The organism is Rhizobium leguminosarum, from assembly GCF_002953715.1.
Lineage (GTDB): Bacteria > Pseudomonadota > Alphaproteobacteria > Rhizobiales > Rhizobiaceae > Rhizobium > Rhizobium leguminosarum_V.
This window is the reverse complement of sequence record NZ_CP025012.1, coordinates 3,179,821-3,192,085: the sequence shown is the minus strand read 5'-3', so window position 1 is coordinate 3,192,085 and position 12,265 is coordinate 3,179,821. Positions and strand designations below refer to the sequence as shown.

12 protein-coding genes are annotated in these 12,265 nt (G+C 60.2%); 2 read left to right on the top strand and 10 right to left on the bottom strand.

All coding sequences use genetic code 11. The annotated features are described in order from the left end of the window. Window positions 1-65 precede the first annotated feature (65 nt). Window positions 66-503, bottom strand: coding sequence for a MarR family winged helix-turn-helix transcriptional regulator (locus CUJ84_RS16120; protein ID WP_105008210.1), 438 nt, complete (start codon window positions 501-503; stop codon window positions 66-68). 162 nt (window positions 504-665) lie between these two features. Here CUJ84_RS16120 and CUJ84_RS16115 point away from each other — a divergent pair, with 162 nt between their 5' ends. Continuing rightward, the gene (locus tag CUJ84_RS16115) at window positions 666-1,679 is read left to right on the top strand and encodes an alpha/beta hydrolase (protein WP_105006940.1); all 1,014 of its coding nucleotides are present in this window, start codon (window positions 666-668) and stop codon (window positions 1,677-1,679) included. 6 nt (window positions 1,680-1,685) lie between these two features. Here the strand turns inward: CUJ84_RS16115 and CUJ84_RS16110 are convergent, their stop codons facing one another. Further along, the gene (locus tag CUJ84_RS16110) at window positions 1,686-2,867 is read right to left on the bottom strand and encodes a glycosyltransferase family 4 protein (protein WP_105006939.1); all 1,182 of its coding nucleotides are present in this window, start codon (window positions 2,865-2,867) and stop codon (window positions 1,686-1,688) included. Between the two features lie 239 nt (window positions 2,868-3,106). After that, window positions 3,107-4,147 (bottom strand): glutamine synthetase beta-grasp domain-containing protein, encoded by a 1,041-nt coding sequence (locus CUJ84_RS16105; RefSeq protein WP_027683523.1) that lies wholly within the window; start codon window positions 4,145-4,147, stop codon window positions 3,107-3,109. Window positions 4,148-4,579: 432 nt separating this feature from the next. Here CUJ84_RS16105 and gstI point away from each other — a divergent pair, with 432 nt between their 5' ends. Further along, on the top strand, window positions 4,580-4,771 hold the full coding sequence (gene gstI / locus CUJ84_RS16100; protein WP_018243111.1) for a glutamine synthetase translation inhibitor GstI: 192 nt from the start codon (window positions 4,580-4,582) through the stop codon (window positions 4,769-4,771). A 159-nt stretch (window positions 4,772-4,930) separates the two neighbouring features. On the opposite strand, the gene CUJ84_RS16095 is transcribed toward gstI, so the two are convergent. The 7 genes from CUJ84_RS16095 to CUJ84_RS16065 form a co-directional block, all read right to left on the bottom strand. Further along, the gene (locus tag CUJ84_RS16095) at window positions 4,931-5,851 is read right to left on the bottom strand and encodes a sugar kinase (protein ID WP_105006938.1); all 921 of its coding nucleotides are present in this window, start codon (window positions 5,849-5,851) and stop codon (window positions 4,931-4,933) included. Between the two features lie 184 nt (window positions 5,852-6,035). Further along, entirely contained in the window at window positions 6,036-6,377 is a 342-nt protein-coding gene (locus CUJ84_RS16090) for a hypothetical protein (protein WP_027683525.1), read from the bottom strand. Window positions 6,378-6,544: 167 nt separating this feature from the next. Then, on the bottom strand, window positions 6,545-7,531 hold the full coding sequence (locus tag CUJ84_RS16085) for an ABC transporter ATP-binding protein (RefSeq protein ID WP_027683526.1): 987 nt from the start codon (window positions 7,529-7,531) through the stop codon (window positions 6,545-6,547). Next, window positions 7,524-8,516 (bottom strand): ABC transporter ATP-binding protein, encoded by a 993-nt coding sequence (locus CUJ84_RS16080; protein ID WP_003561451.1) that lies wholly within the window; start codon window positions 8,514-8,516, stop codon window positions 7,524-7,526. The genes CUJ84_RS16085 and CUJ84_RS16080 overlap by 8 nt, the downstream gene beginning before the upstream one ends. Next, window positions 8,517-9,434 (bottom strand): ABC transporter permease, encoded by a 918-nt coding sequence (locus tag CUJ84_RS16075; protein WP_105006937.1) that lies wholly within the window; start codon window positions 9,432-9,434, stop codon window positions 8,517-8,519. It abuts the gene before it with no gap. Further along, window positions 9,431-10,354, bottom strand: coding sequence for an ABC transporter permease subunit (locus CUJ84_RS16070; protein WP_003561444.1), 924 nt, complete (start codon window positions 10,352-10,354; stop codon window positions 9,431-9,433). Before CUJ84_RS16070 ends, CUJ84_RS16075 begins: the two co-directional genes overlap by 4 nt. A gap of 48 nt (window positions 10,355-10,402) precedes the next feature. Beyond that, window positions 10,403-11,983: a peptide ABC transporter substrate-binding protein gene (locus CUJ84_RS16065; RefSeq protein ID WP_011653015.1), complete on the bottom strand. Its 1,581-nt coding sequence runs from the start codon at window positions 11,981-11,983 to the stop codon at window positions 10,403-10,405. Between the last annotated feature and the right edge of the window lie 282 nt (window positions 11,984-12,265).

The following is a 12,265-nucleotide window of genomic DNA, read 5'->3' as shown; positions in this document are numbered from 1 at the left end:
CGCCACCCCTTCTGCCCGGCAGGGCAGAAGGAGGTATCACAGGCACTGTGTAGCTATCCGGCAATCTAAGCCACGCTTTTGTTCAGCGCTTCACGCAGCGCCACGATCTCGGCCTGGAGGCGGGTGAGGTCGACTGCATCGCGACCGCTGGCAGCGGCGATGCAACCCGGGATGCCGATCGCCTTTTCCTTCAGGCGAATGCCTTCTTCGCTCAAGCGGATGACGACGACGCGTTCGTCCTCCCGGCTGCGTTCGCGTCTGACATAGCCTGCGGTTTCAAGGCGTTTGAGCAGTGGGGTCAGCGTGCTCGATTCCAGGAAGAGCTTTTCACCCAAGCCGCCGACGGTCTGGCCGTCCTGCTCCCAGAGCGAAACCATCGCCAGATATTGCGGATAGGTGAGGCCGAGCGTGTCGAGCAGCGGTTTGTAGACGCGATTCATTGCGTGGCTTGCCGTATAGACGGCGAAGCAGATGAAATTGTCGAGCTTCAGTTGATCCTGCATGCGCATATCTCCAAAACCAATCCAATATATATCGTGCGATAAATAATCGTATGCGCTTTTTTTGCATGGTAGCTATGCGGAAATTTAATTTGTGCAATAAATAATCGTGCGCGATATAAATGCCGTGTTCACGACGAACATCGAAACCGAGAGGACAAGACAATGTCGACCATCAAGACCGTAGTTTCCGCAGCAGCACTGCTCGCAGCCTCCGCCGTTGGCGCGCTTGCCGATCCGGTACTCGAACCGACAACGCAGAAATTCATGGACGGGCTTGCCGGCGGCAAGCCGATCTACACGCTGTCGCCGGCCGATGCCCGCAATGTCCTGGCCGGCGCGCAGAAGGGCGATGTGAAGAAGCTTGCCGCCAAGGAAGAGGACAGGGTCATCAAGGCTGGTCCGACAGGCAGCATCAAGCTGCGCATTGTCCGCCCGGAACATGCCAAGGGCACGCTGCCGGTCATTCTCTATTTCCATGGCGGCGGCTGGGTGCTGGGCGATGCGGATACGCATGACCGGCTGGTGCGCGAGATTGCCAACGGCGCCGATGCCGCCGTCGTCTTCGTCGACTACGAGCGCTCGCCGGAAGCCCGCTATCCCGTTGCCATCGAGCAGGCTTATGCTGCGACCAAATACGTCGCCGAGCATGCCAAGGAGTTCAAGGTCGATGCCTCCAGGCTCGCGGTCGCAGGCGATAGCGTTGGCGGCAACATGGCGGCGGTGGTGACGCTGCTTGCCAAGGAACGCGGCGGTCCTGCCATCGATCAGCAGGTGCTGTTCTACCCCGTCACCGACGCCAATTTCGACAATGGTTCCTACAACCAGTTCGCCGATGGCCCGTGGCTGACGAAGGAAGCGATGAAGTGGTTCTGGAACGCCTATCTGCCTGATGAAGCCAAGCGCAAGGAGCCGACGGCCTCACCGCTGCAGGCGTCGCTGGAGCAGTTGAACGGCCTGCCGCCGGCGCTCGTCATCGTTGACGAAAACGACGTGCTGCGCGACGAGGGTGAGGCTTATGCCCGCAAGCTCAGCCAGGCCGGCGTCAAGGTCACGTCGATGCGATACAACGGCACGATCCACGATTTCGTGCTGCTGAACGCCATTGCCGAAACGCCTGCCGCGCGCAGCGCGATTGCGGTCGCGAACGACACGCTTCGCAGCGCGCTTCACAAGTAAAACCAATCAGTCTGCGGACGGGAGAGGCCCGGCGGTTTCGCCGGGCTTTCTGCTTCTTGGAAGCGATTTGGCAAACTGCCAGGCCTTCTTCCATTTCGGCGTGATGACGCCGTTGGCGGCGCGGATATTGTTGATGAACTGTAGTGTCGCCGCTTCCCAGGAATATTGCATGGCGAGGTCACGCGCCTTGCTGCGCGAGGCGGAGAGGGCGGCAAGGCAGGCGGCCTGCAGGTTCTGGTCGAGCGCCCCGACTTCGCTGTCTTCGCCGATGATGTCGAGCGGGCCGGTGACCGGATAGGCTGCAACCGGCACGCCGGATGCCAGCGCCTCGAGGATGGTGTTGCCGAAGGTGTCGGTGAGCGAGGGAAAGACGAAGACGTCGGCCTGGGCATAGGTTTTCGCCAGATCCTCGCCGAACTGTACGCCGGCGAAGAAGACGTCGGGATATTGCTTTTCGAGCTCGGCGCGGGCCGGACCGTCACCGACGACGACCTTGGAACCCGGCAGGTCGAGATCGAGGAAGGCCGGCAGGTTCTTTTCCAGCGCCACGCGGCCGACGGTCATGAAGATCGGACGCGGCAGGCCGAACGGATTTTCCTCGAGCGCCATCGGACGGAACTGCGTGGCGTCGATGCCGCGGCTCCAGGGCATGAGGTTGCGGATGCCCTTTTCCGACAGTTCACGGGCAAGGCTCGGTGTCGCCACCATGCAGCCGGCGCCGCCATTGTGGAACCAGCGGACGAAGGAATAGAGCCAGCTCTTCGGTATCGGCAGGCGCGCGGAGACGTATTCCGGGAAGCGGGTGTGGTAGCTCGTCGAAAACGGCATGCGGTTCCTCAGGCACCAGCGGCGGGCGGTCAGCCCCAGCGGACCTTCGGTGGCAATATGCACGTAGGAGGGATTGTGCTTTTCGATCTCGCGGGCGATGCGGCGGTAATTGGCAATCGATAGGCGGATCTCGGGATAAGTCGGGCAGGGGATGCTGTTGAAGCGCTCCGGCGTCACCATCGAAACTTCGACGCCCATCTTCGCCAGTTCGCGATTGGTGTTCTCGATCGAGCGAACGACGCCGTTGACCTGCGGGTGCCAGGCATCGGTGACGATCACCAGCCTTTCGGGCAGGTTTCCGGCGGCTGCGGCATTGGCCCAGCTCTCGCCGCTATAAGTGTTTGCCGGACGTTGCAGCATGTCACGATTTCCATCCGCGTCGCAGTGATATGGCAACGCTCAACCCCAAAGCGGGGTTCCGGAACGGCGATTCCCGCTTCTCTATTTTGAGGCATGACCATGATGGAAATATTACAGCCCATATTGCAAGGATTGCAGGGCTTTAGCGGCTCGATACCCGCGAATATGTCAGCGGTCGATCGCGGTTTTCATGCATAAAGAATGACGGCGCCGGTCGTGGACCGGCGCCGTTTGGGAGGTTAAGCGGCAGCGGAAGCCGAGCTTGCTGTCGGAACTTCCGAGATCGTCTTCAGAACCTGCGAAGCGATCTGGTAGGGGTCGCCTTGCGAGTTCGGGCGGCGATCTTCCAGATAGCCCTTGTAGTCGTTCTTGATGAAGGAGTGCGGCACGCGGATCGAAGCACCACGGTCGGCAACGCCGTAGGAGAACTTGTTCCACGGAGCAGTCTCGTGCTTGCCAGTCAGGCGCTTGTCGTTATCGGGGCCGTAGACCGCGATGTGGTCCATCAGGTTCTTGTCGAACTGCGCCATGAGCGCTTCGAAATATTCCTTGCCGCCGACTTCGCGCAGGTACTTGGTCGAGAAGTTGCAATGCATGCCCGAGCCGTTCCAGTCGGTGTCGCCGAGCGGCTTGCAGTGATACTCGATGTCGATGCCGTACTTTTCGGTCAGGCGCTGCAAGAGGTAGCGTGCCATCCAGATCTGGTCGGCGGCCTTCTTGGAGCCCTTGCCGAAAATCTGGAATTCCCACTGGCCCTTGGCCACTTCGGCATTGATGCCTTCGTGATTGATGCCGGCAGCGAGGCAGAGGTCGAGATGCTCTTCGACGATTTCGCGGGCAACGTCGCCGACGTTCGAATAGCCGACGCCGGTGTAGTACGGGCCCTGCGGAGCGGGGTAGCCCTGCTCAGGGAAGCCGAGCGGACGGCCGTTCTGGTAGAAGAAATATTCCTGCTCGAAGCCGAACCAGGCGTCTTCGTCGTCAAGGATGGTGGCGCGGGCATTCGATGCGTGCGGCGTGACGCCATCCGGCATCATGACTTCGCACATGACGAGAGCGCCGTTGGTACGGGCCGGGTCGGGATAGATGGCGACCGGCTTCAGCACGCAATCGGAGCTGCGGCCTTCGGCCTGCTGCGTCGAGGAGCCGTCAAAGCCCCAGAGCGGAAGCTGTTCCAGCGTCGGGAATGCGTCGAATTCCTTGATCTGCGTCTTGCCACGCAGGTTCGGTACCGGAGTGTACCCATCGAGCCAAATATACTCGAGCTTATATTTTGTCATCGTGACTCTCTCAATGCTACGAAGGTGAGCAAATCCGGAGGCGATCTCGGCGCGCAAGCGCATCCGACCGCCAGGGATGACGCTTTAAAAGCACGTAGCGTGCCAGTTTTGGCGCCACGCGAAAGAAAATTCGCGAATCAGCGTGCCGGCCGATTTTTTCTCTTTTGGAAAATCGGGCTGTTTTTAACGCTTACAGGCGGTATCGCCCATCAAAACGCACTTTTCCCATCTGGAACCGGATGAAAATTGTGGCGTTAGGCTGAAATGATGAAGTGTTAAACAAATTATCGGAAGCTTTTAGCCGAGACAGCATGCCGACCGATTACAATTGCAACATTGCCCTTATTTTATGCAATTTGCATAAACTATGTGCATTGTGCTATGTAGATGGTCCTGAAATGTTGATGCGCCGAACTGAATGGAGGCGATCTCATGCCCACCGGTTTCCATCGTGAATCCGCAACGATCTACCAGTTCCCCGTCAAGGCGATACGAAACGCCAACCGGTTCGAACGCGCCAGGCTGATGGAGCGCGAGGCAGCAGACGTCTGCGATGCTGCGCTCGACAGCTGCTGGTACCATGACGAGGCAGTTCGCGAGTCCGATCGGCCGACGAAGTCCTGATTTCCCCTGGCAGCGGGGCAAACGATGCCGACAAGGCGGGGCGCGCTCGCACATGGCGTTCATACTGCATCACCATGTGTGGTCTAAAAGCATGCGACAACGACGTACGGAAAACAAAGACCTAAAGCGCGGTACGCGAATCTGAAAGATCGCGACGCATTAGCCGCCATCCAATCCGAGCTTTTCCTTTACGACCAATGCACCATGTTCGCTGACGACGCGGGCAGCGACCTTTGCTGCGAAGCGGGCGGCGGCAGGCGCATCGCCAGCTTCGAGATATCGTGAGAGAAAAGCGCCGTTGAAGCTGTCGCCGGCGCTAGTCGTGTCGACCACCTTCTCCACCTTTTCAGCCGGAACGAAGGTTTGCTCGCCGGCAAAATTCAGCGTGACACCGTCAGCGCCGTTCTTGACGACGATATCGACGGCGCCCAGTGCGCTATAGCGGTGGATCGTCGCCTCAATGGAATCATCGCCGAAATGGGCCGCCTCGTCGTCGAAGCTCGGCATGACCAGCACGGAGGAGCGGGCGCCTTCGCTGATCGTCGTGTGCATCACGTCGTAGCTCGACCAGAGGCGCGGACGGATATTCGGATCGAAGACGACGAGCTTGCCGGCGGCCTTGGCGCGGCGGACTTCGGCAAGCAAAGTCTCGGCATCCTCATGCGGCAGGATGGCAAGGGTGATGCCGGAGAAATAGATGACGGCAGCGCTCTCCACCGCCTCGCGCAGGCGGTCCGGATCAGCCGCCAGGCTGCGGGCAGCCGAGCTGTCGCGCCAGTAGCTGAAGGAACGTTCGCCGTTCTTCAGATTGATCATATAGAGGCCGGGCGTCCTGCCCTTGATGCGGCGGATGAGGCTGGTGCCAATGCCTGATGTGTCGATGAAGGCCAGCATCTCGTCCGACATGGCGTCGTCACCGAGGGCGGTGAAATAATCGACCGACCAGTCGGCGGCAAGGCAGGCTCGGGCATACCAGGCGGTGTTGAAGGTATCGCCGGCGAAGCCTTTGCGCAGCAGGCCGTCGCCTGCCTGCGAGAGTTCCACCATGCATTCACCGATCGATAGAAACCGTCTGCTCACCTTGTCCTCCCGGCATTAGAGCGCTGTGGATCCAACAGGACGCTCTATCACTTTGAATTGGCGGATTATCCGCAGGTCTTCAGTCGCTGATACGCGGAGCCGGGCGGAGTGACAAGCGTCGATATCACGGGAGATTAAAGCCCGCCTTCGCGGACGAGGCGAAGGCGGGCCTTAAGAAGGATGCCTATTCGTGAATGGTGTAGCTGCCCATCGCGCAAAGATCCTGGGTATCTTCGGTGGTTGCTAGGTTTGAACCTTCCTCGAATTCGAAGCGCATGTCGTATTTGCAGACGGTGCGGCCATCGGCGATGGTAATGTCCATGGTTTCGCCCGGATCGAGAACGTTCTCGCCGAACACATCTTCTTCCCAGTCGTCGACGCCGGTCGGCGAGCTGTAGAAGCGCGTCAGCACGGAGTTCGTTCCGTTGATGAGCTTGAACGTCAGATCTTCGGCATGCGCTGAAACAGCGGAGGCGGTGATCATCGCGGCGGCAATTGCAATCAAACCTGATATTTTCGATTTCATATATGCGTTCCCCTGGCTTGCGATTAGGCCGAAATGGGGTAGCACATGCTTATAAAAGCTTTCTTATCAGGGGTTTTGGACCCAAAAATAGTCCGCTTAGCCCCGAAGCGGATGGCGCACCGGGCATCCTGATAAGGTGACGGCCGCTTGCGCGACCGTCATTCCGTTCATGGCCTGTCCATGTGATAACAGGCTGCCGTCTGGCCGGGGCGGACCTGCTCGGTCGGCGGCATCTCGGTACGACAGATGTCGGTCGCCTTCCAGCAGCGCGGCGAGAAGACGCAGCCTTTCGGCGGATTGAGCGGCGAGGGCGGGTCGCCCTGCAGGCGGATGCGGGTGCGCAGGCGCGCAAGCTTTGGATCCGGGATTGGCGCGGCCGAAAAGAGCGCCTGCGTATAGGGGTGGGCGGGATGATCGAAGACGGTGGCGCAGTCGCCGGCTTCCACCACCCTGCCGAGATAGAGCACCAGCACATCGTCTGAGATCAGGCGCACGACGGAGAGGTCGTGGCTGATGAAGATCAGCGTCAGGCCGAATTCCTTGCGCAGCTTGCGCAGAAGCGTGATCACCTGACCCTGGATCGAGACGTCGAGGGCCGAAACCGGCTCGTCGCAGATGATGAGCTTGGGTTTAGTGACCACTGCCCGCGCGATGCCGATGCGCTGCGCCTGGCCGCCGGAGAATTCGTGCGGATAGCGGTTGATCATCTCCGGCACCAGGCCGACGGCGGTCATGATCTCACGGACGCGTTCGGTGCGCTCGGCCCTCGAGAGCTTCGGCTCGAAGACGGTGAGCGGCTCGGCGATGATGTCGCCGACCGTCATGCGCGGGTCGAGCGAGGCGATCGGATCCTGGAAGATGATCTGCATGTCGCGGCGGGCGGCGCGCATTTCCTCGTCCGTGAGGTCGAGCAGGTTGCGACCCTGCCAGAGGATGCGGCCCTTCTGCGATTTCAAGAGCCGCAGGATGGAGCGGCCGAGCGTCGACTTGCCGCAGCCGGATTCGCCGACGATGCCGAGCGTGCGGCCTTCGCTGAGGTCGAAGCTTACATTGTTGACGGCGGTGAGGAAGACCGGCGGCTTGAAGAGGCCCTTCGCCGGCAGTTCGAACTGGGTCGTCAGGTTCTCGACCCTCAGAAGCGATCGATCAGCCATGGTTCAGCAACTCCTCACGACGTGGGAAAGGGTGGTAGCAGGCGGCGCAGTGGTGCGGCGCCAGCGTTTCGAGCAATGGCGGACGGTCGATGCAATCGTCCTGGGCCTGCGAACAGCGCGGCGAGAAATTGCAGCCCTTCGGTAGGTGCTGCAGGTTCGGCGGACGCCCGGGGATGACGACGAGGTCATCGACATCCTGGTCCGGCCGCGGGATCGAGGCATGCAGTGCTGCGGTATAGGGATGTGCCGGGTTGTCGAAGAGCTCGTCGACGGGCGCCTCCTCGACGATGCGGCCGGCATACATGACTGCGACGCGGTCGGCGAGGCCGGCAACGACGCCGAGATCGTGGGTGATCATGACGAGCGCCGTGTTCATCTCCGCCGTCAGGTCGTTGAAGAGATCGAGAATCTGCGCCTGGATAGTGACGTCGAGTGCCGTCGTCGGTTCGTCGGCGATCAGAAGCTTCGGCCGGGTGAGCAGCGCCATGGCGATGACGATGCGCTGTCGCATGCCGCCGGAGAGCTCATGCGGGTAGAGGTGGAAGCGTCGTGTCGGGTCGGGGATGCCGACACGTTTCAGCATGTCGAGTGCGGCGGCGGATGCGGCGCGCGCCGTCAGCCCGCCGTGAACCTCGAGCTGCTCCGTCAGCTGCCGGGAGATCTTCAGCGTTGGATTGAGAGCCGTCATCGGGTCCTGGAAGACCATCGCCATGTCTTTGCCGCGGATCTGGTCGAGCTCGCGCGGTTTCAGCGCCAGCACGTCCTTGCCTTCGAGCAGCGCCTGTCCCGTCGTTTTGCCGTTCTTGGCGAGCAGGCCCATGATGCCGAGGAAGGTCTGACTCTTGCCGGAGCCGGATTCGCCGACGATGGCGATGCGCTCGCCGCGCTTGACCGTCAGGTTCATGTTCGAGACCGCCTTCACCTCTCCATCAGGCGTCTTGAAGGTGATCGAGTAGTCTTTGAGTTCGAGGAGGGTATCCGTCATTTAACGATCCTTCGGGTCGAACGCGTCGCGCAGGCCGTCGCCGATGAAGAGCAGGCTGAGCAGCAGGGCCACGAGGAAGCTTGCCGGGAAGACCAGCAGCCAAGGCATGCTTTCCATGGCATCGGTCCCCTCGGCGATCAGAGTGCCGAGCGAGGTCAGCGGTTCCTGCACGCCGAAGCCGAGATAGGAAAGGAAGCTTTCGGTGGCGATGATTTCAGGCACCGTCAATGCTGCGAAGATGACCACGGGTCCGACGAGGTTCGGGATGATGTGCTTGATGATGATCTTGAACGGCCGCTGCCCGGATGCGCGGGCCGCTTCGATGAATTCGCGATGCTTGATCGACAGCGTCTGGCCGCGCACGATGCGGGCCATGGTCAGCCATTCCAGCGCGCCGATGGCGGCAAACAGCAGATAGACGTTGCGGCCGAAGATCACCATCAGCAGAATGACGAAGAGGATATAGGGAAGCGCATACATGATATCGACGAAGCGCATCATGATCGCATCCAGCCTGCCGCCGATATAACCCGATACCGCACCGTAGAGCACGCCGATGAAGACGGAGACGACGGTCGCCGTCAGCGCCACCGCCAGCGAGACGCGGGTGCCGTAAAGGACGCGGGCGAGAAGGTCGCGGCCGTTCGGGTCGGTGCCGAAATAGTGGCCGGTTTCGATCGAGGGGGGTATGCGGAAAGCCGCCCAATCAGGATCCTCATAGTTGAAGGGAATGAACCAGGGGCCGATGAAGGCCACGAGGATCAGCAACGTCAGGACGACGATCGACAGGACGGCCGCCTTGTTGCGCCCGAGGCGACGCAAGGCATCCTTGGTGAGCGAGCGGCTTTTGGGCGCAAGGCCTTCCGCCTCCAGCAGTTCCTGCGCGAGCAGCTCGCGCTTTGCGGGGTTGAGGATCATCTGTTTCTCACTTTCGGATCGAGCCACGCATAGGCGATATCGACGAGAAGGTTCAGGAACACGATCAGCACCATGTAGAAGATGACCGTGCCGAGAACCATGCCGTAATCACGGTTCAGCGCTGCGTTGACGAAATAGCGGCCGATGCCGGGCAATCCGAAGATGCTCTCGACAACCAGCGAGCCGGTGAGAAGGTAACTTGCCGCTGGACCCAGATAGGAGACGACAGGCATCAGCGCAGGCTTCAGCGCATGGCGCATGACCGTCAGGCGGGGGCCGATGCCTTTGGCCTTGGCGGTGCGAATGAAGTTCTGATTCATCACCTCGATCATCGAGCCGCGGGTGATGCGCGAGATACGGCCGGCATGCGGCAGCGCCAGAACGACGATCGGAAGGATGAGGTATTTGATCGAGCCGTCACCCCAACCGCCGACCGGAAACCACGCGAGATGGATGCCGAAGACGAGCTGCAGGATGGGCGCAATCAGGAAGTTCGGTAGCACGACGCCCACCAGAATGAGCGCGCCCAGAATATAATCCGGTGCCTTGTTCTGATAGAGCGCCCCGAGACAGCCGACGGCCACGCCGACAATAATGGCAATCAGGAAGGCAGCCGTACCGATGGTAAAGGTATAGGGCAGACCGATCATGATCTGCTGGGCCACGGTGAAATCTTCGCTGGCGAAGGAGGGGCCGAGATCGCCCCGGAGCAGGTCACCGACATAGATCAGGTACTGCTGGATGAGCGGCTTGTCGAGATTATAGTGGGCCGCAAGGTTCTTCAGGATCACCGGCGGCAATGGCCTTTCGCCATCGAAAGGGCCGCCGGGGGCAAGGCGCAAAACAAAAAACGAGGCTGTCACGGCGATCCACATGACGGGGATCGTCGACAGCAAGCGACGGAGGGCGTATTTGATCATGGTCGTGGGCCGGTCCTTCCCGCAAGGCGCGGGAAGGACCGTTTTCCCTTACTCTTTCATCGACAGCCAGCGGGTGCGGTGGATGTCCTGGATGTTGTCGACGAAGCCTTCGATCTTCGGCGAAACGACGTTCTTCGAGACATAGTAGTAGATCGGCAGGGCGGCGGATTCATCCAGCGCCAGCTGTTCGGCCTTCTTGAAGATCGCGGCACGCTTGGTGAGATCCGTCTCGGCGTTGCCTTCCTTGATCATCTTGTCGTACTCGGGATTCGACCAGCGGCCGTAATTCATCTGCACGCCTGTCACCAGGAGGTTCAGGAAGTTGTCCGGATCGTTATAGTCGGCGAGCCAGCCGGCGCGGCCGATTTCGACCTGACCACGCTGCATCTGGTCGTAATGCACCTTGGTTTCGGCATTGACGAGCTCGACATCGACGCCGAGCGGCTTCCACATGGAAGCGATGGCGACGGCGATGCGCTTGTGGTTGTCGTTGGTGTTGTAGCTCAGCACGGCGTGCAGCGGCTTGTCCGGGCCGAAACCGGCTTCGGTCAGAAGCTTCTTGGCTTCGGCGACTTTCTCGCTATAGGGCAGGTCCTTCCAGCTGACATAGGCCGGCTCGCCGTAGTTCGCCGTGCCCGGCGGCACCCAGGAATAGGCCGGCAGTTCGCCGGTGCCGAGGATCTGTGGGCCGATGACTTCGCGGTTGATCGCCATGGAGAGAGCCTGGCGGACGCGCTTGTCGCTGAAGGGCGGCTTCTGCGAATTGACGACGTAATAATAGAGACCGGAGAAGGGGGCGACGTGTGCCTGGCCCGGCAGGTTCTTCTTCATCCACTCGTACTGGTCGGTCGGGAAGTCGGTGAGGATGTCGAATTCGCCGGCGCGGTAACGCTTCAGCGCGGCTTCCTGATCCTCAAGCACGAAGAACTTCGCGCCGTCGATCTTCAGGTCCTTGGTGTCATACCACTGGTCGTTCTTGACAGTCGTGACATGGGAACCCGGAACCCACTCGACCGGCTTGTAAGGGCCGTTGGTGACGATGTTGCCGATCTTGACCCAATCCTGACCCTTCGCCTCGACGACATGCTTCGGCAGCGGATAGGCGGTGTAATGCATCAAGGCATTGAGGAAATAAGGGGTCGAGTTTTCAAGGGTGATTTCGAGCGTCTTGTCGTCGATCGCCTTGACGCCGAGCTGGTTGAGATCGGTGATCTCACCCTTGTTGATCTTTTCCGCGTTCTTGATGGTGAACTGCAGATAGGCATAGTCAGCTGCATTCTTCGGGTCGACGAGGCGCTGGAAGGCGAAGACGAAGTCTCCTGCCGTTACCGGCTGGCCATCGGACCACTTGATGCCGTCGCGAAGCTTGAAGGTGTAGACCTTGCCATCAGGCGAAATGGTCCAGCTTTCGGCTTGGCCGGGGATCGGATTATCCTTGGCGTCCTCGGTGACGAGGCCTTCGAAAATGTCGCCGGCGATACGATTTTCCCAGTCCCCGGAAAGCTTCTGCGGATCGAGCGACTGCGGGTCGCCACCATTGTGAATGTTGAGCGTGGCCGCATGGGCCGAAAACGCCAGCAATGTGCCAAGCATCGCAGAGGCGAGAAATTTTTTCGCGAAATGGTTCATGGTGGGTCCACCTTTCTAGGCTTTTCGCCTTTATTAGACATTTGTTCCCGGTGTTTGACCTCTTACGTGCAGGTCAGCGCGCACATTATCGCAAAGGCTTTGCGTTGCAACCCCAAATCCGGAGCGTGGAAACGGGTTGTGGACAAGTCTATATACGTCTCCCCCTTGTCGGATCGCGACGATGTGCCGCGACATCAGCCACGCTCTCATCACGGCTTCACCTGGTTGTCTTTTGTTTTGTCCGCTTTAGTGTGGCGAGCGCAAACGAGGCAGGAGATGTAG